This is a genomic window from Pseudomonas sp. RHF3.3-3 (genome assembly GCF_048069595.1).
Classification (GTDB): Bacteria; Pseudomonadota; Gammaproteobacteria; order Pseudomonadales; family Pseudomonadaceae; genus Aquipseudomonas; species Aquipseudomonas fuscovaginae_B.
This window is the reverse complement of record NZ_CP182250.1, coordinates 1,909,825-1,933,234: the sequence shown is the minus strand read 5'-3', so window position 1 is coordinate 1,933,234 and position 23,410 is coordinate 1,909,825. Positions and strand designations below refer to the sequence as shown.

The window sequence follows — 23,410 nt, the reverse complement described above, 5'->3', positions numbered from 1 at the left end:
GCCATCGGATTCATGCTGTACCCGAGGCATGGAGCCTGGAGAGCGCAGCATGAACGCCCTGATGTCCCCGAATCCGGACAGACTGGCCATCGACTGGCTGGTCAGCGAAGGTCGCCTGAAACGCATCGATATCGAGCGGACCCAGCAGTTGCAGGACGGCAACGCACGGCACGACTCGACCGAACTGCTCGCACGCCTGGGCCTGGTGTCCGAGCAGGACCTGGCCCAGGCCTGGTCGACCCTGCTGGAGACGCCCGTGCTGACGCTGGCGGACGCCCCCGCGCAGTTGGAGACGCCACCGGAGCTGGCACCGCGCTTTCTCAAGGAGCATTGCCTGGTCCCGCTGTCCTGCCCGGGCAGCGAGCTGCATGTGTTGATCGCCAACCCGAACCAGCCCGATGCCCTGCATGCCCTGGCCTATGCCTGCCAATGCCCGGTGCGCCTGTCCATCGGCCAACGCGGCGATATCGAGCAACTGATCGAGCGCTACTACGGACGAGGCCGCAGCGCGATGGGCACCCTGATCGAGAATCTGGAGGAAGATACCGGCAACCAGAAAACCGATATCGAACACCTCAAGGATCTCGCCTCCGAAGCCCCGGTGATCCGCCTGGTCAACCTGCTGCTGCAACGGGCCGTCGAACAACGGGCCTCGGACATCCATATCGAGCCGTTCGAGAACCAGCTCAATATCCGTTACCGCGTCGATGGCGTGCTCCAACTGGCCGAGGCGCCCCCCGTCGGCTCATCGGCCGCGGTGATCTCGCGTATCAAGATCATGGCTCGGCTGGATATCGCCGAACGCCGCCTGCCGCAGGACGGCCGCATCATGCTGCGCATGCAGGGCAAGGAGCTGGACCTGCGGGTCTCCACCGTGCCCACCAGTTTCGGCGAGTCGGTGGTGATGCGCCTGCTCGATCGCCAGACCGTGACGTTCGATTTCCCGAGCCTGGGCTTCGATGGCGCGCGCCTGGACGCCCTGCTGGGCGTGCTCGAACGGCCCCACGGCATCCTGCTGGTCACCGGCCCTACCGGCTCGGGCAAGACCACCACCCTGTACACCGCCCTGTCGCGGCTCAATACCGCCAAACGCAAGATCATCACCGTCGAGGACCCGGTCGAATATCAGTTGGAGGGGATCAATCAGATCCAGGTCAAGCCGGGTATCGGCCTGGATTTCGCCAAAGTACTGCGTTCCATCGTGCGCCAGGATCCGGACGTGATCATGATCGGCGAAATGCGCGACCTGGAAACCTGCCGGATCGCCATCCAGTCCTCGCTGACCGGCCACCTGGTGCTGTCCACCCTGCACACCAACAGCGCCGCCGCCAGCATCACCCGCCTGCTCGACATGGGCGTCGAAAGCTACCTGATCGCCTCGACAGTCAACGGCATTCTCGCCCAGCGCCTGGTGCGCAGGCTGGACCCCGAGTGGCGGGAAAGCTTCGAGGCGCCAGCGGAGCTGGTGGCCGAGCATCAACTGCAGCGCTTTACCGACGAACGTCCGATCCGCCTCTACCGCCCCCGCGCGGATGCCCCCGGCAGTGGTTATCGCGGGCGCAGCGCCCTCAGTGAACTGCTGGTGATGAACGACAGCCTGCGCTCGCTGCTCATGCGCCACGCCGATGCCGCGACCCTGGAACAGGCGGCCCGCGCCGGCGGGCTGCGAACCCTGTACGAGGACGGCTTGCGCCAGGCCCTGGCGGGTATCACCAGCCTGGAAGAAGTCCTGCGCGTCACCCAGGGCGAATAACCATGGAACACTATCGCTATCGCTATCGCGCCCTCGACCCGAACGGCAACCCCCTCGACGGGGCACTCGATGCAGCGGACGACGACGAAGCCGCCAGCCAGTTGCAGGAACGTGGCCTGCTGATCCTGCAACTCGAACCGGCGCTGGCCGGCAGCGCCGTCAGCGGGTCGTGGTTCCATCCTGCCCCCCTGGCCGGCCAGGACCTGGAGCGGTTCACCCTGCAACTGGCCACGCTGCTCGATGCCGGCCAGCCGCTGGAGCGAGCGCTCACGACCCTGGTTCGCCAGCCGGGCAAACCCCAGGCGCGGCGCCTGCTCGAACGCCTCCATGAGGGGGTCAAGGGCGGCCAGCCGTTGTCGGCGGTCATGGCCGCCGAGGGCCCATCCTTCTCGCCGTTGTACCTCAGCCTGGTGCGCGCCGGAGAAGCCGGCGGTGCCCTGGGCGATACGCTGGGACACCTGGCCGCCTACCTGGAACGGACCCGGAAAGTCCGTGGCGAGGTGATCAACGCACTGATCTATCCGGCCTTCCTGCTGGTTGGCGTGCTGGGTTCGCTGGTCCTGCTGCTGGCCTATGTGGTGCCGCAGTTCGTGCCGATCTTCAGCGGCCTGGGCGTACCCGTCCCGCTGATCACCGAAGTGATCCTCGCCCTCGGCCAGTTTCTGGGCCACTACTTCCTGCATCTGCTCGGGGCCATGCTCCTGCTGCTCGCCTGGCTGGGCCAGCACCTGCGAACGACCCGGGGTCGCCTGCAATACCACCGCCTGATGCTCCGCGCACGGGTCATCGGCCCCCTGCTGTTACGCCTGGAAACCGCGCGGCTGGCCCATACGCTGGGCACGCTGCTGGGCCAGGGAGTCGCCCTCGTCGGCGCGTTCGACATCGCCCGCCAGGTCTGCCGCAACCAGGTACTGCGCGATGCGGTCGAGCAGACCATCGTCAAGGTCAAGGACGGCAGCCCGTTGTCGACCGCCCTGCACGCCACCGCGACCTTCCCGGAACTGGCGATCCAGATGATTCAGGTCGGTGAGGAGTCGGGGCAACTGGAACGGATGCTGCTCAAGGTCGCGAGCATTTTCGACGCCGAGGCCAAACGCCATATCGATCGCCTGCTCGCCGCCCTGGTCCCCGGCATGACGCTGCTGATGGCGGCGCTGGTGGGCGTGATCATGCTGGCGATCATGCTGCCGCTGATGAGCCTGACCAATAACCTCTGAAGGGAATCCACCATGCGTCGCAAGCATTCGCTGTACCGTCACCCCGGTTTCACCCTGCTGGAAATGCTCGCCGTGATCGTGCTGCTCGGGGTGATCGCCACCATCGTCGTGCGCCAGGTCGGGGCCAATATCGACAAGGGCAAGTACGGCGCGGGCAAGGCACAACTGGCCAGCCTGTCGATGAAGATCGAAGGCTACGCCCTGGACGTCGGCGCGCCGCCCAGGGAACTGCTCGACTTGACGAATGCGCCGGCCAATGTCCACCACTGGAACGGGCCCTATGCCAAACCCAGCGACCTGCTGGACCCCTACGGTCATGGCTTCGGCTATCGCGTCCCCGGTGCCCATGGTGCCTTCGACCTGGTCTTCCTCGGCAAGGACGGACAACCCGGCGGCGATGGCTACAACGCCGACCTGGGCAACTGGGAATAGCCATGACCGGCCTCGGTGTCGCACGGGGGTTCACCCTGCTGGAAATGCTGGTGGTGCTGCTGATCATCGCGACCGGTGTCAGCCTGCTGGCCCATGGCGTTGCCGGCGGCCTGGACAACGCCCGCGAACGCCAGGCCCGACGCGAACTGGGCCTGGCCCTGCGCAGTGCCCGCAACCACGCCGTGCTGAGCGGGCAACCGGCCACCTTGCACGTGGATCTGCTGCGCAACAGTTATCGAGTCGACAACCAGGCCGAACAGCGCCTGCCCGAAGACATGCACCTGCGCCTGACCACCGCCGCCGACCTGTCATCGTCCCGGGAGGGGGCGATCGAGTTCTACCCGGATGGCGGCTCCAGTGGCGGCAACATTTACCTGCAACGCGGTGCGAACAGTTGGCGGGTGGATGTCGCCTGGCTGACCGGCAAGGTCAGCTGGCAGGACGGGGCGCGGCCATGAACGGCGCGACCGAGAACGGTTTCACCCTGCTGGAGATGCTCGCCGCCGTGCTCCTGCTGAGCATCGGTTTTACCGTTTACCTCAACGCCATGGGCACGACGAGCCAGGCCTTGCTGCACGACGAGCAGAGCACCCGCATGGCCCTGCTGGCCAGGAGTCTGTTCGACGAGCAGCGTCGCGACCCGCTCAAGCCGGGGCAGTGGCACGGCAGCCTGGCGCAGGTGCAATGGCAACTCACCGCTACTGTCCAACCCGGCGCTGCGCCGGTCGACCTCTATCGGCTGGAACTGGTGCTGGAACAGGATGGCCGCCAGGAGCGCTTCGTCACGTTGCGTGCCCAGGGCCAGGTCGCGGGAGCCCGACCATGACAGCACGCCAGCACGGCTTCACCTTGCTGGAAGTGCTGATCGCCCTCGGCCTGCTCGGGCTGCTGATGCTGCTGATCGCCTCGACGCTGACCGCCAGCAGCCGTACCCAGGAGCTGGGCGAACGTTATTCCAGCCGCCTGGACGAGATCCGCTCGGCCCAGGACTTTCTCAGAAGCTCAGCGCAACAGGCCTACCCCACCGCGTTTCGCCGGGATGACACGAACAACGGCACAGTGTTCGAGGGTGAGCACGAACAGTTGAGCCTGGTCGCCCCACTGCCGACACGGCTGGCAGGTGGCCTGCCCCTGCAGGTGTTCTCGCTGATCCAAGACCGTAACGGATCGAAGAACCTGCAAGTGGCCTTCTTCCAGTTCGACGACCGTGGCCTGCATCCCTGGGCAGAACCGCAGGTCCTGCTGCACGATCTGGAGCACTGGCAGTTGAGCTACCGCGGCCTGGACAATGCCTTGCACCCCACCGACTGGCTGCCGCGCTGGCCGTGGCCGGAGCGCCTGCCGCTGGCGCTGCGTATCGAACTGCAACCCGATGGCCCGATCAGTTGGCCGCCATTGGAGATCGCCCTGCGCCTCAGCGACACCCAGGCCTCGCCATGAAGACCCCGAGCCTGCACGACACCCGCGGGGCCGCACTGGTCCTGGCGCTCTGGGCCCTGGCGCTGCTGAGCCTGATGATGGCCGTGGTGGTGGGTTCGGTGCGCCTGGAAAACCGCCAGAGCGCCTACGCCCTGCAGCGCACCCGTGCCCTGCTCGCGGCCGAGTCGGGGCTGGCCCGGGTGGTGCAGGATCTCTCAGGCAAAACGCCCACCATGATCGCCGATGGCCGCCGCTATCACCTGACGATCGAAGACGCCCAACTGAGCCTCGAACTGCACAGCGAACGCGGCAAGATCGATCTGAACCAGGTCAGCGCCGAAGACTTCGAGCAAGTCGTGCGGTACCTGGGGGCCAGCCCCGGGCAGGCTCGCCGGTTGAGTCGGGAGCTGGCGGAACGGCGCAGCGCCAGCAACCCGCCAAGGAGCGTCGAGGCGCTTCAGTTGTTCGCGGCGATGGATCGTCCGCTCTACGCCCGCCTGGCCCCGAACCTGACGCTCTGGACCGGCCAGGCGCGGCCCGATCCGGACCTTGCCACCGCGCCGCTGCGAGCCGCGCTCAAGCTACCGCCCCCCGTACTCGAAAGCCCTGCCGGCCCCCTCTACAGCGCCCGGATAAAGGCCACGTTGCCCTCAGCGGTTTCGGCAACCCTGAGCGTGACCTTCCTGCTCAATCCCCAGGCAGGCGGCCTGCAGCTCTATCGCGTGTTGCGGTGGCAGGAATGAAGACACCCGAAAACCGCTGGCTCGGCCCACTGCGGCAGGCCACACGTCAGTTCTCGCAGCGCTGGCACGCTTCGCCTCTGCCACGGTTCCTGCGCTGGTGGCGACGGGAACTGCTGGGGTGCCTGCCCCGGCGCTGGCGCGAGCGCCTGGCCGCGGCGAACCGGGAACAGTTGCTGCGCTGGCCCGAACAGGGTTTGCCTAGCCCCCGCACGGCCGATGAGTCGCTGGCGGGCCAGCGCCAGGTCCTGCTGATGCCCAACACGCAGGTCCTGCTCGCCCACGTGCAACTGCCCCATGCCGCCGCCCTGCAGGTGCATGCGGCCCTGGCCTTCGAAATGGACAAGTACACGCCGTTCAAGGCTGCCCAGGTCTATTTCGATGCCGTCTGCGATAACCCGCCGGAGCGGACTCGAGCGGTGTTCGACCTGACCCTGGTGGCCGCCCTGCGCGAGCGGATCGACACGATCCTCGATGAAGCCGCACGACACGGCTGGCGCATCGATGCCATCGACGCTCTGGATCGCGACGGTTCGCGCCTGAACGTCAACCTGCTGGTACTGCACCGCCGTCCGCAGGCGCGCCACCCGGTCCGCCGGCTGCAATTGGGGCTCGCCCTGCTCGGCGCCGGGCTGGTGCTGCTCGCCATGTTGCTGTGGGTGCATGGTCGCCAATCGGCACTGGATACCATGGGCGCCGAGGTCGACGCGCTGCGCAACGATACCCGACAGCTTGAAGTATTGCGCCAACGGCTCGATGAACTGCTCGACACCGGGCGCTACGTGCAGACCCAAAAAGCCCAGTCGCTGCCCAGGACGGCCCTGCTGCAGGAACTGACCGACTGCATACCCGCCGACACCTGGCTGGAACAGTTGACCATCGATGCCCAGGATCGCCTGACCCTCAGCGCGCAAAGCAGCCGGGCCAGCGAGCTGATCGGCAGGATGAAGCACTGCGCGCACCTGCAGGACCTGCAATTCCAGGGCGTGATCCAGGCCGATGCGAACACCGGCCTGGACCGCCTCAATCTCACCGCCCGACTGCGTTCCCGGGAGGCACGACATGCCGCTACGCCTGACACACCGTGACCAGCGGGCGGCGGCCCTGATACTGGCCGTACTGTGCCTGAGCGCCGTCTATTTCATCGGTATCCACTGGTGGTTCACCGCCCCCCTGCAATCGATCGAGGCGAACATGGCGGCATTGCGCATCCAGCACCAGCGCTACCAGGCGCTTGAAGCCCATCGCCCACGGCTGCAGGCGCAACTGGCCCAGGCCCGGAACACGCCGGCGGGCAACGACAGCCTGCTGCCGGATGCCGACGCTGGTACCGCCACCGCGCAGCTCATGCAGTGGGTGGTGGCCAAGGTCCAGGCGCTGCCGCCGGACAACGGTGGTTGCACGATGAACAACCGTATCCCGATGGCCGTCGCAGACAACGCGCCCTATCGCCAGGTCAAGGTCAGCGTCAGCCTGGACTGTGCCATTGCCCCGCTGGTGACGCTGCTCCACGGCCTGGAGAACCAGCAGGTGGCGCTGTTCGTCGAAACCCTCGACATACGCAGGAACCCGCTTGCGGCGACCGGGACCGCCCAGCGCCTGGCGGTACAACTGCAAATCAGCGCCTACCTGGGCAACCCGCCGGATAAAACCCTCCCCACCCGGAAAGGGGCGCCGTCCACATGAAAATCCCCGACCGACTCACGCTTTGCCTGGGCGCTTTCGTGGTGTCGATGGCGACCCTGTGCCTGGCCTTGTTCGAGGGGCTTGGCACGGGTATCGAGTGGGGCCCAGAGCCGGAGGCCCCGCCGCCGGTGGTGCCGGCGGCCACCGTGAAGCCCGAAGCGGCACCTGCGCTGTCGTCCTATGCCGGGATATGGCAGCGACCGCTGTTCAATCGCGACCGCCAGGCCGATCCGTCGGACCCGGCAGCCACTGGCGACCACGATACGCAAGCGCTCGCCGGCCTGTCGCTGAACGGCATCGCCGTTTCCACGAGCTTGCGCAAGGCGCTGTTCAAGACCTCCGACGGCAAGAGCCTGAGCGCCGCGCAGGGCGATGTCCTGCCCAACGGCTGGCGGGTCGAACGGATAACCGCTGAAAAAGTCTCGCTGAGCTTCAGGTCCAGCGAGCAGGAACTGAGCATCCCCGTTTTGAAATTGCCGGCCACCGCCGCGCATTAGGCGCTCTACAAGGATGAATCGATGTGATCGAACGAATCGCCCGGCCCTGCCTGATCAGCGTCATCCTGCTCGCGGGCTGCACCTCGCCCGTGACCGATGAAGTTCAAGATGACCTGTTGCTGCGCCAGGGACTGGCGGGCACGGGCACGGATCGACCGCGCCAGGAACCCGCGACGGTACCTGCCGCGGTCCCCCTGGCGCCCTACCCGGCACCGCCGGTTTCAGGCCCGTCGATCATCCGCAGCAGCACGGGTGTGGCCAGCCATGACCGCGCGACCGCAAGGCCGCGCCCGTCCCCGGCAGACGATGCCGGAACGATGCTCAACTTCGCCAACGTACCGATCCAGGCGGTGGTCAACGTCATCCTCGGTGATGTGCTCAAGCAGAACTATGGTATTGGCCAGGGGGTGACGGGGGACGTGACCTTCTCGACCTCGAAACCGGTGGACAAGGCCCAGGCCTTTTCCATTCTCGAAACGCTGCTGTCCTGGACCAACAACGCGATCGTCCGCCAGGGCGAGCGTTATCTGGTTCTGCCGGCCAACCAGGCGGTCGCGGGCCAGCTCACGCCCAGCCAATCCATTGCCCCCCCAGGCAACGGCCTGAGCGCGCGTTTTTTCGTGCTGAACTACATCGCAGCGCTCGATATGCAGAAACTGCTCAAGCCGTTTGCCCGCGAGAGTGCCTTTTTGGTCGTCGATACCTCGCGCAATGCGCTGGTGATGGCCGGCACCCCGGAGGAACTGAACAACTACCAGCAGACCATCGACACCTTCGACGTCAACTGGCTCAAGGGCATGTCCATCGGCGTCTTCAATCTCAAGCGGGCCAATGTCACGCAACTGATGCCTGAACTCGATCGCCTGTTCGGCGCCCAGAGCGGTACACCGCTGGCGGGCATGCTGCGCCTGCTGCCCATCGAACGCACCAATGCGATTGTCGCCATCTCGTCACAACCGGAATACCTCAACGATGTGCGCCGCTGGATCGACACCATCGACCAGGGCGGCGGCGATGAGCCGCAGATGTATGTCTACGACGTGCGCAACATGAAGGCGACCGACCTGGCCCGTTACCTGCGCCAGATCTATAGCGACGAGCCGGTCACCGAGGATGCCGCGGCGCAGGTCGCGCCGGGGTTGCGCACCGTGACGCTGACCAGTAACGGTTTCGGCAACGGGCCGGGCGCAGCGGCCGGCAACGGCCTCGGGTTGCCCGGCAACACCGGTGGCAGCCAGAGCCTGCCGCCGCCAGTGAGAAACGACGCCGACACCCCTGTCTCGCCGGACCGGGCAGCGGACGACTTGCAACTGGGGCCACCCACTGCCGCGAATACCTCAAGGGCGAGGCCCGACGCCAGCAACCCGACGAACTCGGTACGCATTTCCGCGCAAAAAAGCAGCAACCAATTGCTGGTGCGCAGCCGGCCGAGCCAATGGGCCGAGATCCAGTCGGCCATTCAACGGCTCGACAACACACCGCTGCAGGTACAGATCGAAACGCGGATTCTGGAAGTCAGCCTGACCGGCTCGCTGAACCTCGGGGTGCAATGGTACCTGGGGCGCCTGGCCGGCAACGCCACCACCAAGGGCATCGAAAACGCCTCCGGCAGCCAAGGCGCGCTGGGCCAGGGCGGCGCGGCCCTGGGCAGCACCGACGCGCTGTTCTACTCGTTCGTCAGCAACAACCTGCAAGTGGCCCTGCACGCCCTGGAGACCGAGGGCAACACCCGCGTGCTGTCGGCCCCGTCGCTGGTGGTGATGAACAACCAGCAGGCGCAGATTCAGGTTGGCGACAACATCCCGATCAACCAGACCACCATCAACACCAACACCACCACCATCAGCACCAGCTCGGTGCAATACATCCAGACCGGCGTGATCCTCGACGTGGTGCCCCGGATCAACCCCGGCGGCCTGGTGTACCTGGATATCCAGCAACAGGTCAGCAACGCCAGCAGCACCGTCGATGCCAACGGCAACCCGACCATCTCCACCCGGGCGGTGTCGACCCAGGTGGCGGTACAAAGCGGGCAGACCATCCTGCTCGGCGGCCTGATCAAGCAGAACGAAAATGGCAGCGACAACAGCGTGCCGTACCTGGGTCGGGTTCCCGGCCTGCGCTGGTTGTTCGGCAATACCCGTCGCCAGCGTGGTCGCTCGGAACTGATCGTGCTGATCACGCCCCGGGTGATCACCGGCAACAGCGAGGCCAGGCAGATCACCGACGAGTATCGCCAGCAGATGCAGTTGATGAAGCCCATTCAGGCCAAGGTCAGGTAGGTTCGCCAGCGCCCATGAATCGTCGGATCAGTTGGGACGGCTCGACACGCGGGCTGGGAATGGAGGGCCGGACTTGCCGCGCTACAGTTCTGTGGCGACGGTCTTGGCTTTCTTCGGCGTGACGCCGTACCGTTGCTTGCAGGGCTTGATGAAGTGGGAGGTATTTTCATATCCCTACTTTGCGATCAGCTTGTCGTCGAAAAACAGCAGCACCGCCTCGAAGATATCGCTGCCAGTCACGTAGTCCGACACCGTATAAACGCCTTTGGAGAGGAAGATCAGATGATTCTCGTCGACGACATTGGCCACGCTGTCATAGTCGCGAATAATCTGCTTGCCCTGCTTGATGTAGACGATCAACGGCGTGGCGATATAGATCGCCTTGTTTTCCAGATTCGTTTCAAGTGTTTTATGGAGGATGGACGAGCCATCGTCAGCAAGAACAGGCTTTACGTTGCGCATCGAGTAAAGCGCTGCCGGTAAGACTTCGAGTGTCATTGCCATGGCTACTCACCAGGGACAGCATCGCGTAGCGCGGCATAACGTTCCATCGACCGCTCGAGACCAACTGGTCGACGTGGATGCCATGCATTTCACGCGAATCCCAAACCTCCACCAGCGTGAACGCGAGCGGATGAGATTTTTAGAGCCAAAATCGAGTGTCTGTTTGCGAGGCGCCAAACCCAAGCACCGGACAATTCCCTTTTCCTCGCCTGAACACTCCTGGAAAGCCCTCTCGCCTTGTGCCTGGTCCGCTCAATAGTCTTTCGCCTGTCGCTGCAAGGCCTGCGATCCAGGTCTGGAAACCTGAAATATCCCTGTGGCCGGACAAGCGCAAAATTGATCTGAAGACTAAATATTCGTATATTTCAATCCAAAGACCAAGCAATCGGAGTGCCAGACATGAGCCAAGCCCCCCCTGCACGGACACCGTCCACAAAGGATGCCGGCGCAGTTGCGCTGCGCACCGCAGTCACCATCATGGAACGCTGGAAAGCAACCCCCAAGGAGATCGAGAACACCCTTCGCATATCGCGCAGCACCTACTCGCGCGTCAAGGAACAAGGTCGCACCGTGAGCCTGGATGATGACCAGCTCGCCCGTATCAGCCTCATCCTGAACGTTCATGGTGCGCTTAGGACGGTCTTCGACAACCCGGAAAACGTGTATGGCTTTCCACGGATGACCAACGACAACGATTTTTTCGAAGGCAGAACCCCGCTGGAAATCATGGCCACCGGCTCGTTCATCAACCTGTACGAAACTTTCCGTCGAATTGACGCCTTGCGAGGCGCCCAATGGTAAACGCCGCTGATCTGAACGTGCTGCGCAGTGAGGGCGCCATCAAGTCGTATCGGCTGGTGAACTCCAAGTTTCCTCCTATCGCTCTGTTCGATGACGTGGCCAACGCTGACGAGTTCGATATTCTTTACCAAGTTCAGGCCTTGACCAATCCCCGCCTGCAAAACGAAGTGGGCACCATCAACCTGATTCCGCTCAGCGAAATCCCTTTTGGCATCACCGGCTGCTCCTACGCCACCGCGCCATTTACCCACGTGAACCCTGATGGTTCCCGCTTCGGCGATGGATCGTTCGGCATGCTGTACCTGGCTGACACCATGGATACTGCCATCGCCGAGGTTCGCCATCACCAAGAGGCGTACTGGAGTAAAGTGCAAGGACTGAACTACGAGCGCTTCGTCTTTCGTGGTCTGACTTGCCAATTCGATGAGGTGGGTGTGCTGGACGCTACTGTGCTACCCATGACGCACCCGATTTACGCACCAGACGATTACAGCGCTTCCAGAGCGCTCGGCCGTGATGTGAAGAAGGCCAAGGCCCCAGGCCTGCGCTATCGCTCCGTTCGTTCGCCGGGCAATATCTGCTGGGCGCTGACCACCCCTCGACACGTTGCCTCGATCATCCAATCGAGCCATTACGAAATGATTTGGAACAAGCAAATCACCAGCGTGAATAAGCTCGTGTCAAGTGCGTGATGTCGAGTAGAAAATAAATCTGAGAATCATCTAGCCGGACTCCCCACCTCACAGAGGTAGCACAAGATTCAAGGTGCGAATATTACTTTTTGCTACGAGGAGGCCATGATGAAATTCTGTGGCATAGACCTGCATTCGAACAATAGCGTTGTGGGGTTACCCACGAAATGGATCGAACCCAGGTCAGTCGACTCTGTCCCAACGAGTTAACGAATATCCTCGATCTGCTTGAGCCCCATCGCACCGAGCTGGTCGTGCAGTATACGCGTCAACCTACAACTGGTATTGGCGGGTGGATGGCCTCATGGCCGCTGGCTACGACGTCCGACTGGCCAATCCGGTTGCAATGAAACGCTACGAGGGTTTAAAGCATTCTGACGACAAGGATGCCCACCACCTCAGGGCGACGTTTGATCTCGGCGTTCAACCGCCCCATCGGGGTTGGTGCTGTGAAGCTGCTGCCAGTGGGCCTTGAAGGCCATGTGCGCCAGCCCTTCACTCTCGCAGCCGTTCATCAACGTTGCGATCTTGGGGTATTTTTCGCGCAACTGATCGGCGACCAGGCACCACTGCTGGTGGCATTCGGAGCGGCTGTCCCGGGCGAACGCCGTACGCAGAGCGCCGCCACCATGGTGCGCGCCCCTTCTGCAGACGAAAAAAAAATCCGGAAATCCTCACTTTCGTGGGCCTTCCGGATTCTTCGAGTACTGCTGAATATGGTGGGTCGTGTAGGATTCGAACCTACGACCAATTGGTTAAAAGCCAACTGCTCTACCAACTGAGCTAACGACCCGCTGTGTGGTGGCGCGTATAATACTGATTTATAACGGGAATTCAACACCCTACGCGAAAAAAATTAAAAATATTTCGTGGGGTCGTCGATTCCGGCCGCGGCGAAGCCTTCCGCGCGCAGACGGCAGCTGTCACATTTCCCACAGGCAAAGCCGTTGGCATCCGCTTGATAGCAGGACACGGTCAGCGAATAGTCGACCCCTAGGCGCACACCTTCACGCACGATATCGGCCTTGCTGAGGTTCTGAAGCGGTGCCTGGATCCGGAAGCCGTCGCCCTCGACGCCGGCCTTGGTCGCCAGGTTGGCCAGGGTTTCGAAGGCCTCGACGAACTCGGGACGGCAATCCGGGTAGCCGGAGTAGTCCACCGCGTTCACCCCGATGAAGATGTCCCGCGCACCCAGCACCTCGGCCCAGCCCAGCGCCAGGGACAGGAACACCGTGTTGCGTGCCGGCACGTAGGTCACCGGAATGCCCTCGCCCGGCGTTTCGGGCACGTCGATGGAACTGTCGGTCAGCGCCGAGCCGCCAATGCCGTTGAGGTTCAGGCCGATGACCTTGTGCTCGATCGCCCCCAGGTCACGGGCCACCCGCTCGGCGGCTTGCAGTTCGGCACGGTGACGCTGGCCGTAGTCGAAGCTCATGGTGTAGCAGCTGTAGCCCTGGGCCCGTGCCATGGCCACCACGGTCGCCGAGTCGAGGCCGCCGGACAGCAGGATTACCGCTTTCTTTTCAGTACTTGCTTGAGTGGTCATGTCAGCGCCCCGGCTCGTCGTTCCAAAGATATTTGTGCAACTGCATCTGCAAGCGCACCGGCAGGTTGTCCGCAACGATCCAGTCCGCCAGGTCGCGTGCCGACAGGTCGTGGTGGCTCGGCGAAAACAGCACTTCCCCCGCCCGCTTCTCCAGACCGTACTGGATCAGCTTGGACACCGACCAGTCGTAGTCCTCACGGGAACAGATCACGAACTTGACCTGGTCGTTGCGGGTCAGCAGCTCGATGTTCTCATAACGATTGCGATGGACTTCCTTCGAGCCCGGGGTCTTCAGGTCGACCACCCGGCTGACACGGGTATCCACCGGCGAAATGTCCATCGAACCGCTGGTTTCCAGGGATACCTCGTAGCCGGCATCGCAAAGCCGCTTGAGCAGGGGAATGGCGTTGGGCTGGGCCAGCGGCTCGCCGCCCGTCACGCAGACGTAGCGCGGCCGGTAGCTGGCGACCTGGTCGAGGATGCTGTCGAGCGACATGATGCTGCCGCCACTGAAGGCGTAGGCACTGTCGCAATACTGGCAGCGCAGGGGGCAACCCGTCAGGCGCACGAATACCGTGGGCAGCCCAGCAGTCCTCGTTTCACCCTGTAACGAGTAAAAAACTTCGGTGATTCTCAATGTGTCTTGCATATCCGCCACGGGCGTAACAGCTAAACAGGCTGTCCGCCTCCGTCAGGCACCGCAATGAACCTGCAATCGCATAATCCAGAACGGCGTGTTTCATAAAAAGGGCAACAATTCTAACGAAAAAACCCGCGGCAGGCGCGGGTTTCTTGATTCGGGTCGACAACGCCTTACATGCGCTGCAGGTCCCGCTGGGCCAATTGGGCTGCCGAGGTCCCCGGATACTGGGAAACGACCTGCTGCAGAATGCCCTTGACCTTGTCGGTGTGACCCAGGCGACGCTCTACGTCAGCCAGCTTGTACAGCGAGTCAGGCACCTTGGCATGCTTGGGATACAACTGGCTGACCTTGGCAAAGGCCTGGCCGGCACCTTGCAGGTCACCCTTGGCCAGGTTCACTTCACCCAACCAGTACTGGGCATTGCCGGCGTACTGGCTGTTCGGGTATTTGCGCAGGAACGCGCCGAACGCCTGGCTGGCCTTGTCGAAGTCCTTGGCCTTGATCAGGTCGAAGGCCGCATCGTAGTAGAGCTTTTCCTTCGCCGGATCACCAGGTTCGCTGCTGGCCGCTGGGGCCTGGGCAGCAGGTGCAGCACCGGCGGCGGCATTCGTGTTGCCACCGCTGGAAGAATTGTCAGGCGTTGCAGCCGCCGGAGCGACGCCACTGCCTATGCGACGATCAAGATCCTGGTATCGCTCCAGGTTTTCCTGCTTCATGCGCGCGATATCATTTTGCAAAACCTCGATCACGCCCTGTTGTTGCGCAATCTGGTCCTGCATGCGTTGCAACTGGTTGAACAGTTCGCCCTGTGCCGAGACAGGAGCCGCAGCCCCTGACCCGGCATAGGCGCCGTTCGTACCGTAACCCGCTGGCGGATAACTTCCACCGCTATTGTTATAGCCGGAGTTGTCATCGACCACAGGAACCGCAGCCCATGCCGCAAGCGGCAGGAGGCTGAGAGCCAATACAGTTACAGCACGACGGCACGTTCGCATGACGAATTACTTACGCAGTTCGACGCGACGGTTTTGAGCCCAGGACTGCTCGTCGTGGCCGGTAGCGACTGGACGCTCTTTACCGTAGGAAACCAGCTCCAGTTGAGCTGGGGAAACACCTTGCAGAACCAGGTAGCGCTGAACGGCTTTCGCACGACGCTCGCCCAGTGCCATGTTGTACTCACGAGTACCACGTTCGTCGGTGTTGCCTTCCAGGGTAACGCGGTTGCCGTTGGCTTTCAGGTCCTTGGCGTGAACGTCCAGAGCGCGCATGGCTTCTGGCTTCAGGTCCGAGCTGTCGTATTCGAAGTAGAAGGTGGTGATTGCGCGCAGAGCGGCTTCTTCGCTCAGGGAGCCGTCGACGGCACCGGTGTTTGCACCGTAGCCAGCGTTAGGATCAACAGCGCCTTGACCAGCGTTGTCGCCGCCTTTGGACGAGCAACCTACAGCTACAGCCATGGCCAGGGCCAGCGCAGCAAATTTACCAAACTTCAGCATTTCCATCGTGAAACTCCTAATGAACCCCAGTGTGTTAAGTAAAACGTATAGCGCCGCGTCAGTTCAGGTAAGGGGACCAGGAAGGTTCTCTGACTTCGCCTTGAGCGGTAGGAAGCGGGAGCCTTACGCGTCCGTTGATGGACACGAGCATCAAGACTCCCCGGCCCTGCTGGGCGGTGGCGTAGATTACCATGGTGCCGTTTGGCGCAACAGTAGCTGACTCATCAAGGTTGGTGTCTGTAAGGATTTTTACGCTACCGCGCTGCAAATCCTGAGCTGCCACCCGGAAGTTGGTGAAACCATCCTGGCGATGAATCATCACCAGCGTTTTTTCGTCAGCCGAAAGTTTCGGGTTGGCGTTGTAGTTGCCGATGAAAGTTACCCGCTCGGCACCACCACCATTGATGTTGGTCTTGTAGATCTGCGGCTTGCCGCCACGGTCGGAGGTGAAGTAGATGGTCGAGCCATCCTTGCCCCAGAACGGTTCGGTGTTGATGCCCTGGCCGCTGGTCACGCGACTGATCTGGCGCGAAGCCAGGTTCATCACGTAGATGTCCGGGTTGCCGTCCTTGGACAGCACGAACGCCAGGCGGGTACCGTCCGGCGACCAGGCCGGGGCGCCGTTCAGGCCTTCGAAGTTGGTCAGCTGCTCACGGCGACCGGTATCGATGTGCTGGATGAAGATGCGCGGACGCTTCTGCTCGAACGAGACATAGGCGATGCGCTTGCCATCCGGTGCGAAACGCGGCGACAGGATCGGCTCGCGCGACTGCAGCAGGGTCACTGCACGGGCACCGTCATAGTCGGAACGCTGCAGGGTGTAGCGCGTGTTGTTCACCGAGAAGCGTTCGGCCGTCACGTACAGCATGCGGGTGGAGAACGCCCCCTTGATGCCGGTGAGCTTTTCGAACGACTGGTCGGAGATGTAGTGCGCCATGTCGCGCAACTGGTCGACGCTACCCGAGACGCTGCCGGTCAGCACTTGCTGCTCGGTGGCGACGTTGAACAGGGCGTACTGCACCTGCAGGCGACCACCGGCCGGCACAATGCTGCCGACCATGATGTACTGGGCGCCCAGGGCCTTCCAGTCACGGTAGATGATTTCGCCGGCCTGGGTCGGCAGGCTGATCATGTTCTGCCGCGGGATCGGCGAGTAGTAACCGGAGTTACGCAGGTCGTCGCCGATGATCTGGGCCATGTCGTCCGGCAGCACGCTGCCGCCCTGGAAGCCGAACGGCACGACGGCGATCGGGGTCGCCCGATCGGTGCCGCTGGTGACCAGAATGTTCTTTTCATCTGCCACTGCCATCCCTGCCAGACAGCAGATCAGGACAAGCATTCCTCGAAGAAGGTTTCTCACAAGGCTAGATCCTCAGGTGTAAATGTCATCTTGAAGGAACGAAAAGGAACCGGATCGCTCGATTTCATTCCCTGCATTTCCATCAGGCAACCAATACTCTTGACCACCGCTGCCGCCGATACGTCGAACCGACCATCGCCCCTGCGGCCTTAAGACAACCCAGGGGCGATAGCATTCGAAAGAGACGCCTTACGGTGCCAGATCGTCAGGCGTGAAGGTCATCTTGAACGAACGATAAGGAGCAAAGTCGGCCGGTTTCAATCCCTGCATCTCCGTCAGACGACCAATGTTCTTGACCGCTGCCACCGCAGAGGCGTCGAACGGACCATCACCGCTGCCCTTGACCACCGAAACCGTCGTCACGGTGCCGTCAGGCAACATGCCGATCTGCAGCGTCACCGCCATGCCCTTGCGTGCCGAAGGTGGACGCGTCCAGCCTTCCGCCGCCCGGATACGAATCAGATCGTCGAAACTGCCCGCGGTCTCATCACCCTGCTCATCCGCCAGGGCCTGCTGACGCTGCGGCGTGTCGGAAAGCAAGTCGGCCAGTGCCTGCGCCTTCTTCTCTTCGGCGGCCTTGCGTGCGGCGTCCTGCTTCTTCTTGGCCGCATCGGCTGCTGCTTTCTTCTTCGCGTCTTCGGCGATCTTCTTCTTCGCCTCTTCAGCTTCAGCTTTCTTCTTGGCGTCTTCCGCGGCTTTCTTCTTCGCGTCCTCGACTATCTTTTTCTTCGCTTCTTCAGCGGCCTTTTTCTTGGCCTCTTCTTCAGCGGCTTGCTTGGCCTCTTCCTCGGCCTTTTTCTTGGCTATGTCAGCCTGTTTTTTCTCTTCGGCCTTCTTGGCTTCGGCAGCCTTCTTCGCGTCATCGGCTTTCTTGGCTTCATCCGCCTTTTGAGCCTCTGCCGCTTTCCTGGCTTCTTCGGCCTTTTGAGCCGCCTCTTCTTTCTTTTGTTCCGCCGCCTTTATCTCTTCCTGCTCGACCTTCTTCTGCTCCAACTGCTCGACTTCGGTCTGGCGCGCGGCAGATTTCTTCGCCTCACCCGCAATCTTCTGATTGGTCTGGGTGGTTGCCTGGCTTTTCGACTTCAGTTGGTACAGGGTCGCCTGGACGAGCGGTTTGGCCGGGGGCAGTTCCGGAGTCATGGCGAAGCTGACGAACAGCAGGCCAAAGATCAGGACGTGCAGGCCAATCGCCCAGACGCTGGGCCAGAAGTAGCTTTCCGAGGCGGACGGCTCTCTCTGTTGGTGCATCAGGGCGCCTCGGTAATCAGACCGACGTTACCGACACCCGCTTTCTGCAGACCCCCCATCGCACCCATCACGGCGCCATAGTCGACACTCTTGTCGCCACGAATGAAGACCTGGGTGTGCTTGCCGGCTTCGTTGCCGGCACGAATGATCTTGGTGACCGCATCGGTCATCTGCGGCAAGGTCATCGCCTTGTCCTGCTGCTTGTCGGTGTCGACTTCGCTGCCAAGGTTCCAGTAGTAGGTCTTGTCAGCCTTGATCGAAATGGTCAGGACCTGGGTGTTGTTGTCCTGCGGCAAGGCTTCGCTGGAAACCTTGGGCAGATCGACCTTCACACCCTGGTTGAGCATGGGTGCGGTCACCATGAAGATAACCAGCAATACCAACATCACGTCGATGTATGGCACCACGTTCATCTCGGCGACCGGCTTGCGTTTGTGGCGAACTCGGGCCATGGGGATCTACCTGCCTACTCTTCGCTGGTGTGCACTTTACGGTGCAGGATCGCCTGGAACTCGTCGGCGAAGGTGTAGTAGCGACCGATCAGGGTTTCACCCCGGGCCGCGAAACGGTTGTAGGCCACGACAGCCGGAATCGCGGCGAACAGGCCGATCGCGGTGGCCACCAGGGCTTCGGCAATACCGGGAGCCACGGTGGCGAGGGTCGCCTGCTGGACAGTGGCCAGGCCGCGGAAGGAGTTCATGATCCCCCACACGGTACCGAACAGACCGACATACGGGCTGACCGAACCGACGGTGGCGAGGAACGGCAGGCTCTGCTCGAGCTTTTCCTCTTCACGGGAGATGGCCACGCGCATGGCACGGGCCACGCCTTCCATCACCGCTTCCGGCTCGACGCCAGGCTGCTGGCGCAGACGGGAGAATTCCTTGAAGCCGGCGCGGAAGATCTGCTCGACGCCCGAATCCGGATCCGGATTGCTGCCAGCCTGACGGTACAGCTTGGACAGGTCGATCCCCGACCAGAAGCGCTCTTCGAAGCTCTCCAGGGCACGACGACCGGCGCGCAGCAGATTGCTGCGCTGGAAAATCATGATCCACGAGGTGACTGAGGCAGCCACCAGGATCAGCATGACCAATTGCACCACGATGCTGGCATTGCTGACCAAACTCCACATGGAGGAATGGTCGACGACGTTAGCTTCCACGCTTTATCTCCTGCTCTAAGTGAGTACCCGCGCCGCTTGTGTCGGCAAAGGCCGACCGCAAGGCTTCTGGAATGGCCCGGGGTTTCAAACTGTCGGCGCGCACACAGGCCACCAGGAACTGCCCTTCGCAGAGCAGCGTTAAATCCGTTGCACGACGAACCTGCTGCTTGAAACGCAGGCTCGCACGGTTCAGTTCAATGACATCCGCACTGACCAACAGCTCGTCGTCCAGTCGCGCCGGCACGTGGTAGCGTGCTTCGCTGGAATGCACGACGAACAACAGGTTCTCCCCCACCAGCTCGGACTGGGCGAAGCCCAGCTCCCGTAGCCGCTCGGTTCGAGCCCGCTCCATGAACTTTAGGTAATTGACGTAATAGACGATGCCGCCGGCATCGGTGTCCTCGTAATAAACGCGACAGCGATGTGCGAACGACTGAAGCCCGTTTTGCGCGCGCATACTCTAGTGCTTACTCCTCAGGTTGCCAATCCGGCCAGGCAACTGTTTTTCATACTTATACGACTTTTTACATGAAGAATCGTGATGCCAGCCCGTAGGACAGCACGAACCACGAATAAATCAGTTCCGGTCGCCCGCTCAGCCATCCAACGCATCGAGAAACTCGTCTGCAACAGGCGTTTCGCCCAGCCGCGACGGCACGTTCAAACCGAAATGCAGATACGCGTGACGGGTCACCACCCGCCCGCGTGGCGTGCGCATGATGTAGCCCTGCTGGATCAGGTACGGCTCCAGCACGTCCTCGATGGTATGACGCTCTTCACCAATCGCCGCCGCCAGGCTGTCGACCCCTACCGGGCCGCCGTCGAACTTCTCGATCATGGTCAGCAGCAGGCGCCGGTCCTGATGGTCGAAACCGTGTTCGTCGACATCCAGCAGGTTCAGTGCCAGGTCCGCCACGCCCTTGGTGATATGCCCCTTGGCCCGCACCTCGGCGAAATCGCGAACACGCCGCAACAGGCGGTTGGCGATCCGCGGCGTGCCGCGCGCACGCCGGGCGACCTCGAAGGCGCCTTCGGCATCCAGCGGCAGGCCGAGAATGCCCGCCGAACGACTGACGATCGTCGCCAGGTCCGCCGTGTTATAGAACTCAAGACGCTGGACGATACCGAAACGGTCACGCAACGGGTTGGTCAGCATGCCCGCACGGGTGGTCGCCCCGACCAGGGTGAACGGCGGCAGGTCCAGCTTGATCGAGCGCGCCGCCGGGCCTTCGCCGATCATGATGTCGAGCTGGAAGTCCTCCATCGCCGGGTACAGCACCTCTTCGACGACCGGTGAAAGCCGGTGGATTTCGTCGATGAACAGCACGTCATGGGGCTCGAGATTGGTCAGCAGCGCCGCCAGGTCGCCTGCCCGCTCCAGCACCGGGCCGGAAGTGCTCTTGATCGACACGCCCATTTCCTGGGCGATGATGTTGGCCAGGGTGGTCTTGCCCAACCCTGGCGGGCCGAAGATCAGCGTATGGTCCAGGGACTCGCCACGCGCCCGGGCGGCCTGGATGAACAGCTCCATCTGCTCCCTGACCGTGGGCTGGCCAATGTACTCGGCCAGGCTCAGCGGGCGAATCGCCCGGTCCTGGACCTCCTCGCGGTCACGGCCGCCGGAAGCGGTTATCAAACGATCGGCTTCAATCACTTAAATCATTCCCCTCAGGGCGCGACGAATCATCTCTTCGCTGCTCAAGCCTTTTTCCTTGATGGCGGAAACCGCCTTGCTCGCTTCCTGTGGCTTGTAGCCCAGGGAGATCAGCGCACTGACCGCATCGGTCTCGGCGCTGGCGACCGGCGCCGCTGGCGCCCCGTCCGGCTGGTTCGGTACCAGGGCGAAGATGCTCGGCACGGTTTCCCAGGCCTTGAACCGGTCCTTGAGTTCGACCAGCAGACGCTCGGCGGTCTTCTTGCCGACACCCGGCACCTTGACCAGCGCCGAGGCATCCTGGGCCGATACGCAACGCACCAGCTCATCGACCTCCAGGCTGGACATCAGCGCCAGCGCGAGCTTGGGCCCAACCCCATTGAGGCGGATCAGCTCGCGAAAGAAGTCGCGCTCGCGCTTGCCGACGAAACCATAGAGTAACTGGGCATCCTCGCGCACGACCAAATGCGTGTGCAGCGTCAGCGTTTCGCCGACCGACGGCAGGCGGTAGAGCGTGGTCATCGGGACTTCCACTTCATAGCCCAGGCCATTCACATCGAGGATAAGGTGCGGCGGCTGTTTTTCAGCCAGGGTGCCGCGCAAACGTCCAATCACGTATCAGGTCCTTATTGCCGGCCGGGCCGGTGACTGATGAACAGAACGATAGATTCGCCATCATCCGGCAGGAAGCTCTATCGACAAGCAAAATTGTTTAAGCTGATGATGCTATCAGAGACGCAGGCGACCGCCACGGGTCCTTGCCGCCCCCAATCCGTGGGGCAACAGGCTCGAACGGGTGTGGGCATGACACAGGGCGATCGCCAGGGCGTCGGAGGCGTCGACCTGCGGCTTGCTGGTCAGCTTGAGCAGATGCATCACCATCAGCATCACCTGCTCCTTGTTGGCCCCACCCGTCCCGGCAACCGCCTGCTTGACCTGGGTCGCGGTGTATTCGGCGATTTCCAGGTTTTCCTCGGCACCGGCAACGATCGCCGCGCCACGGGCCTGGCCGAGCTTGAGTGCCGAGTCGGCGTTTTTCGCCATGAACACCTTTTCGATGCCCATGGTCACCGGGCCGTAGGTCTGGATCACCTCGCGCACGCTGCGGTAGACCACCTGCAAGCGCTCATGCAGCTCACCGCTGCCGGTACGGATGCAGCCCGACGCCACATAGACACAACCACGCCCGGTATCGCGCACCACACCGTAACCGGTGATCCGCGAACCTGGGTCGATACCAAGAATAAGAGTCATAACGCCTGCGGTTCGATCGAGAAAGCCTGCCAATGACGCGCAGTATCTACTGTATATGCATGCAGGTCGATAGAGGACTGCCGGGAGGATAGCGCCCCGCTCCTCCCGGACAGCGGATCAGGCCCCTGGGGAACAGGGGCATTGCAGCGGTCAGCCGAGCTGTTCCAGCACCGCCTGGGGAATGTCGGCGTTGGAATAGACGTTTTGCACATCGTCCAGGTCTTCGAGCATGTCGATCAGCTTCAGGACCTTTTCCGCCCCTTCGAGATCGAGTTCGGCGCTGGTGGTCGGCAACATGACGATTTCCGCGTCACCCGCCTTGAAGCCGGCCGCTTCCAGGGCGTTGCGCACGGCATAGAAACCGGAGAACGAGGTAAACACGTCGATTGAGCCGTCCTCGTTGGTTACCACGTCGTCGGCATCGGCCTCCATGGCGGCTTCCATGAGCGAGTCCTCATCGATACCCGGCGCAAAGGAGATCTGCCCCTTGCGTTCGAACAGGTAGGCCACCGAACCGTCGGTACCGAGGTTGCCGCCACACTTGCTGAACGCATGACGCACGGCGGCGGCGGTACGGTTGCGGTTGTCGGTCATGCATTCGACCATCACCGCCACCCCGCCCGGGCCGTAGCCTTCGTAGCTCAGCTCGACCATGTCGTCGGTGTCGGCGTTGCCGGCACCCCGGGCGACCGCGCGATCGATGATGTCGCGGCTCATGTTGGCGCCCAGGGCCTTGTCCAGCGCCAGGCGCAAGCGCGGGTTGGAACCCGGATCAGCGCCGCCCTGGCGGGCAGCGACCGTCAGCTCACGAATCCACTTGGTGAAGATCTTGCCCTTCTTGGCATCCTGACGTTCTTTGCGGTGCTTGATGTTCGCCCACTTGGAATGACCCGCCATAACTCGCTCCGATGCTCTTTTGAAATATTGCCGTGAAACATTGCCCGTCGCGCCATGGGCGCCGACCGACAAACAGAAATTTCGAACCGTATAAAAGAAAGGGCGCATCCTAGGATGCGCCCACAAGAGC

General features: G+C 62.4%; 27 protein-coding genes, 1 tRNA gene and 1 pseudogene. 13 read left to right on the top strand and 16 right to left on the bottom strand.

All coding sequences use genetic code 11. The annotated features are described in order from the left end of the window. Nucleotides 1-49 precede the first annotated feature (49 nt). The 11 genes from gspE to gspD are packed head-to-tail and all read left to right on the top strand — an operon-like array spanning nt 50 to nt 10,026. The gene (gene gspE / locus ACMGT0_RS08835; protein ID WP_416772251.1) at nt 50-1,753 is read left to right on the top strand and encodes a type II secretion system ATPase GspE; all 1,704 of its coding nucleotides are present in this window, start codon (nt 50-52) and stop codon (nt 1,751-1,753) included. Between the two features lie 2 nt (nt 1,754-1,755). After that, the gene (locus ACMGT0_RS08830) at nt 1,756-2,970 is read left to right on the top strand and encodes a type II secretion system F family protein (protein ID WP_416772249.1); all 1,215 of its coding nucleotides are present in this window, start codon (nt 1,756-1,758) and stop codon (nt 2,968-2,970) included. Nucleotides 2,971-2,982: 12 nt separating this feature from the next. Then, nucleotides 2,983-3,402 carry a type II secretion system major pseudopilin GspG gene (gene gspG / locus ACMGT0_RS08825; protein ID WP_416772247.1) on the top strand — a complete coding sequence of 140 codons (420 nt, stop codon included), beginning with the start codon at nt 2,983-2,985 and terminating at the stop codon, nt 3,400-3,402. A 2-nt stretch (nt 3,403-3,404) separates the two neighbouring features. Beyond that, nucleotides 3,405-3,860 carry a GspH/FimT family pseudopilin gene (locus ACMGT0_RS08820; protein ID WP_273819291.1) on the top strand — a complete coding sequence of 152 codons (456 nt, stop codon included), beginning with the start codon at nt 3,405-3,407 and terminating at the stop codon, nt 3,858-3,860. After that, a complete protein-coding gene (locus ACMGT0_RS08815; RefSeq protein WP_416772245.1) occupies nt 3,857-4,228 on the top strand; it encodes a type IV pilus modification PilV family protein in 372 nt (123 codons plus the stop codon). Before ACMGT0_RS08820 ends, ACMGT0_RS08815 begins: the two co-directional genes overlap by 4 nt. Next, entirely contained in the window at nt 4,225-4,842 is a 618-nt protein-coding gene (locus tag ACMGT0_RS08810) for a prepilin-type N-terminal cleavage/methylation domain-containing protein (protein ID WP_416772243.1), read from the top strand. The genes ACMGT0_RS08815 and ACMGT0_RS08810 overlap by 4 nt, the downstream gene beginning before the upstream one ends. Beyond that, a complete protein-coding gene (locus ACMGT0_RS08805) occupies nt 4,839-5,564 on the top strand; it encodes a general secretion pathway protein GspK (protein WP_054064013.1) in 726 nt (241 codons plus the stop codon). Before ACMGT0_RS08810 ends, ACMGT0_RS08805 begins: the two co-directional genes overlap by 4 nt. Further along, nucleotides 5,561-6,649: a PilN domain-containing protein gene (locus ACMGT0_RS08800; RefSeq protein WP_416772241.1), complete on the top strand. Its 1,089-nt coding sequence runs from the start codon at nt 5,561-5,563 to the stop codon at nt 6,647-6,649. Before ACMGT0_RS08805 ends, ACMGT0_RS08800 begins: the two co-directional genes overlap by 4 nt. Next, complete coding sequence (gene gspM / locus ACMGT0_RS08795) at nt 6,624-7,247, top strand: type II secretion system protein GspM (protein ID WP_416772239.1); 624 nt, start codon at nt 6,624-6,626, stop codon at nt 7,245-7,247. The genes ACMGT0_RS08800 and gspM overlap by 26 nt, the downstream gene beginning before the upstream one ends. Beyond that, nucleotides 7,244-7,744: a general secretion pathway protein GspN gene (locus ACMGT0_RS08790; protein ID WP_273819286.1), complete on the top strand. Its 501-nt coding sequence runs from the start codon at nt 7,244-7,246 to the stop codon at nt 7,742-7,744. The genes gspM and ACMGT0_RS08790 overlap by 4 nt, the downstream gene beginning before the upstream one ends. 23 nt (nt 7,745-7,767) lie before the next feature. Then, nucleotides 7,768-10,026 (top strand): type II secretion system secretin GspD, encoded by a 2,259-nt coding sequence (gspD, locus tag ACMGT0_RS08785; protein WP_416772237.1) that lies wholly within the window; start codon nt 7,768-7,770, stop codon nt 10,024-10,026. A gap of 174 nt (nt 10,027-10,200) precedes the next feature. On the opposite strand, the gene ACMGT0_RS08780 is transcribed toward gspD, so the two are convergent. Then, the gene (locus ACMGT0_RS08780) at nt 10,201-10,530 is read right to left on the bottom strand and encodes a hypothetical protein (protein ID WP_192842643.1); all 330 of its coding nucleotides are present in this window, start codon (nt 10,528-10,530) and stop codon (nt 10,201-10,203) included. A gap of 399 nt (nt 10,531-10,929) precedes the next feature. Here ACMGT0_RS08780 and ACMGT0_RS08775 point away from each other — a divergent pair, with 399 nt between their 5' ends. Both ACMGT0_RS08775 and ACMGT0_RS08770 read left to right on the top strand, forming a co-directional pair. Next, nucleotides 10,930-11,331 carry an antitoxin Xre-like helix-turn-helix domain-containing protein gene (locus ACMGT0_RS08775; protein ID WP_054056489.1) on the top strand — a complete coding sequence of 134 codons (402 nt, stop codon included), beginning with the start codon at nt 10,930-10,932 and terminating at the stop codon, nt 11,329-11,331. Next, entirely contained in the window at nt 11,325-12,023 is a 699-nt protein-coding gene (locus tag ACMGT0_RS08770; protein WP_054056490.1) for an RES family NAD+ phosphorylase, read from the top strand. The genes ACMGT0_RS08775 and ACMGT0_RS08770 overlap by 7 nt, the downstream gene beginning before the upstream one ends. Nucleotides 12,024-12,408: 385 nt before the next feature. Here ACMGT0_RS08770 and ACMGT0_RS08765 read toward each other — a convergent pair. The 15 genes and pseudogenes from ACMGT0_RS08765 to ACMGT0_RS08695 all read right to left on the bottom strand — a co-directional run. Further along, nucleotides 12,409-12,669, bottom strand: a pseudogene (locus ACMGT0_RS08765) (transposase); the annotation flags it as partial. A gap of 71 nt (nt 12,670-12,740) precedes the next feature. Continuing rightward, a tRNA-Lys gene (locus ACMGT0_RS08760) sits at nt 12,741-12,816 on the bottom strand. A 63-nt stretch (nt 12,817-12,879) separates the two neighbouring features. After that, a complete protein-coding gene (queC, locus tag ACMGT0_RS08755) occupies nt 12,880-13,569 on the bottom strand; it encodes a 7-cyano-7-deazaguanine synthase QueC (RefSeq protein ID WP_054064004.1) in 690 nt (229 codons plus the stop codon). A 1-nt stretch (nt 13,570) separates the two neighbouring features. Further along, nucleotides 13,571-14,218 carry a 7-carboxy-7-deazaguanine synthase QueE gene (queE, locus tag ACMGT0_RS08750; protein ID WP_416772234.1) on the bottom strand — a complete coding sequence of 216 codons (648 nt, stop codon included), beginning with the start codon at nt 14,216-14,218 and terminating at the stop codon, nt 13,571-13,573. Nucleotides 14,219-14,382: 164 nt separating this feature from the next. Beyond that, entirely contained in the window at nt 14,383-15,207 is an 825-nt protein-coding gene (gene ybgF, locus ACMGT0_RS08745) for a tol-pal system protein YbgF (protein ID WP_054064003.1), read from the bottom strand. Between the two features lie 6 nt (nt 15,208-15,213). Further along, a complete protein-coding gene (gene pal, locus ACMGT0_RS08740; protein ID WP_054056494.1) occupies nt 15,214-15,711 on the bottom strand; it encodes a peptidoglycan-associated lipoprotein Pal in 498 nt (165 codons plus the stop codon). A gap of 52 nt (nt 15,712-15,763) precedes the next feature. Beyond that, nucleotides 15,764-17,014: a Tol-Pal system beta propeller repeat protein TolB gene (tolB, locus tag ACMGT0_RS08735; RefSeq protein ID WP_054056495.1), complete on the bottom strand. Its 1,251-nt coding sequence runs from the start codon at nt 17,012-17,014 to the stop codon at nt 15,764-15,766. Nucleotides 17,015-17,254: 240 nt separating this feature from the next. Next, nucleotides 17,255-18,313: a cell envelope integrity protein TolA gene (gene tolA / locus ACMGT0_RS08730; protein ID WP_054056496.1), complete on the bottom strand. Its 1,059-nt coding sequence runs from the start codon at nt 18,311-18,313 to the stop codon at nt 17,255-17,257. Continuing rightward, the gene (gene tolR / locus ACMGT0_RS08725; RefSeq protein WP_010444249.1) at nt 18,313-18,765 is read right to left on the bottom strand and encodes a protein TolR; all 453 of its coding nucleotides are present in this window, start codon (nt 18,763-18,765) and stop codon (nt 18,313-18,315) included. The genes tolA and tolR overlap by 1 nt, the downstream gene beginning before the upstream one ends. 14 nt (nt 18,766-18,779) lie before the next feature. Then, nucleotides 18,780-19,475: a protein TolQ gene (gene tolQ / locus ACMGT0_RS08720; RefSeq protein ID WP_054056497.1), complete on the bottom strand. Its 696-nt coding sequence runs from the start codon at nt 19,473-19,475 to the stop codon at nt 18,780-18,782. Then, a complete protein-coding gene (ybgC, locus tag ACMGT0_RS08715) occupies nt 19,465-19,932 on the bottom strand; it encodes a tol-pal system-associated acyl-CoA thioesterase (protein WP_054056498.1) in 468 nt (155 codons plus the stop codon). Before ybgC ends, tolQ begins: the two co-directional genes overlap by 11 nt. A gap of 138 nt (nt 19,933-20,070) precedes the next feature. After that, nucleotides 20,071-21,129: a Holliday junction branch migration DNA helicase RuvB gene (gene ruvB, locus ACMGT0_RS08710; protein ID WP_054056499.1), complete on the bottom strand. Its 1,059-nt coding sequence runs from the start codon at nt 21,127-21,129 to the stop codon at nt 20,071-20,073. After that, nucleotides 21,130-21,744, bottom strand: coding sequence for a Holliday junction branch migration protein RuvA (gene ruvA / locus ACMGT0_RS08705; RefSeq protein ID WP_054056500.1), 615 nt, complete (start codon nt 21,742-21,744; stop codon nt 21,130-21,132). A 114-nt stretch (nt 21,745-21,858) separates the two neighbouring features. Then, nucleotides 21,859-22,383 carry a crossover junction endodeoxyribonuclease RuvC gene (gene ruvC / locus ACMGT0_RS08700; RefSeq protein ID WP_054056501.1) on the bottom strand — a complete coding sequence of 175 codons (525 nt, stop codon included), beginning with the start codon at nt 22,381-22,383 and terminating at the stop codon, nt 21,859-21,861. 150 nt (nt 22,384-22,533) lie between these two features. Beyond that, the gene (locus ACMGT0_RS08695; RefSeq protein ID WP_054056502.1) at nt 22,534-23,280 is read right to left on the bottom strand and encodes a YebC/PmpR family DNA-binding transcriptional regulator; all 747 of its coding nucleotides are present in this window, start codon (nt 23,278-23,280) and stop codon (nt 22,534-22,536) included. Nucleotides 23,281-23,410: the final 130 nt, after the last annotated feature.

Coding starts and splice junctions, on each gene's coding strand:
- ybgF (WP_054064003.1), bottom strand. CDS start 15,207: ATGCGAACGTGCCGTCGTGCTGTAACTGTATTGGCTCTCAGCCTCCTG.
- ACMGT0_RS08695 (WP_054056502.1), bottom strand. CDS start 23,280: ATGGCGGGTCATTCCAAGTGGGCGAACATCAAGCACCGCAAAGAACGT.
- ACMGT0_RS08800 (WP_416772241.1), top strand. CDS start 5,561: ATGAAGACACCCGAAAACCGCTGGCTCGGCCCACTGCGGCAGGCCACA.
- ACMGT0_RS08790 (WP_273819286.1), top strand. CDS start 7,244: ATGAAAATCCCCGACCGACTCACGCTTTGCCTGGGCGCTTTCGTGGTG.
- ACMGT0_RS08770 (WP_054056490.1), top strand. CDS start 11,325: ATGGTAAACGCCGCTGATCTGAACGTGCTGCGCAGTGAGGGCGCCATC.
- ACMGT0_RS08775 (WP_054056489.1), top strand. CDS start 10,930: ATGAGCCAAGCCCCCCCTGCACGGACACCGTCCACAAAGGATGCCGGC.
- tolB (WP_054056495.1), bottom strand. CDS start 17,014: ATGGCAGTGGCAGATGAAAAGAACATTCTGGTCACCAGCGGCACCGAT.
- ACMGT0_RS08820 (WP_273819291.1), top strand. CDS start 3,405: ATGACCGGCCTCGGTGTCGCACGGGGGTTCACCCTGCTGGAAATGCTG.
- gspG (WP_416772247.1), top strand. CDS start 2,983: ATGCGTCGCAAGCATTCGCTGTACCGTCACCCCGGTTTCACCCTGCTG.
- pal (WP_054056494.1), bottom strand. CDS start 15,711: ATGGAAATGCTGAAGTTTGGTAAATTTGCTGCGCTGGCCCTGGCCATG.
- ACMGT0_RS08805 (WP_054064013.1), top strand. CDS start 4,839: ATGAAGACCCCGAGCCTGCACGACACCCGCGGGGCCGCACTGGTCCTG.
- ACMGT0_RS08810 (WP_416772243.1), top strand. CDS start 4,225: ATGACAGCACGCCAGCACGGCTTCACCTTGCTGGAAGTGCTGATCGCC.
- tolA (WP_054056496.1), bottom strand. CDS start 18,313: ATGCACCAACAGAGAGAGCCGTCCGCCTCGGAAAGCTACTTCTGGCCC.
- ybgC (WP_054056498.1), bottom strand. CDS start 19,932: ATGCGCGCGCAAAACGGGCTTCAGTCGTTCGCACATCGCTGTCGCGTT.
- queE (WP_416772234.1), bottom strand. CDS start 14,218: ATGCAAGACACATTGAGAATCACCGAAGTTTTTTACTCGTTACAGGGT.
- gspE (WP_416772251.1), top strand. CDS start 50: ATGAACGCCCTGATGTCCCCGAATCCGGACAGACTGGCCATCGACTGG.
- ruvC (WP_054056501.1), bottom strand. CDS start 22,383: ATGACTCTTATTCTTGGTATCGACCCAGGTTCGCGGATCACCGGTTAC.
- tolR (WP_010444249.1), bottom strand. CDS start 18,765: ATGGCCCGAGTTCGCCACAAACGCAAGCCGGTCGCCGAGATGAACGTG.
- ACMGT0_RS08780 (WP_192842643.1), bottom strand. CDS start 10,530: ATGGCAATGACACTCGAAGTCTTACCGGCAGCGCTTTACTCGATGCGC.
- ACMGT0_RS08815 (WP_416772245.1), top strand. CDS start 3,857: ATGAACGGCGCGACCGAGAACGGTTTCACCCTGCTGGAGATGCTCGCC.
- ACMGT0_RS08830 (WP_416772249.1), top strand. CDS start 1,756: ATGGAACACTATCGCTATCGCTATCGCGCCCTCGACCCGAACGGCAAC.
- queC (WP_054064004.1), bottom strand. CDS start 13,569: ATGACCACTCAAGCAAGTACTGAAAAGAAAGCGGTAATCCTGCTGTCC.
- gspM (WP_416772239.1), top strand. CDS start 6,624: ATGCCGCTACGCCTGACACACCGTGACCAGCGGGCGGCGGCCCTGATA.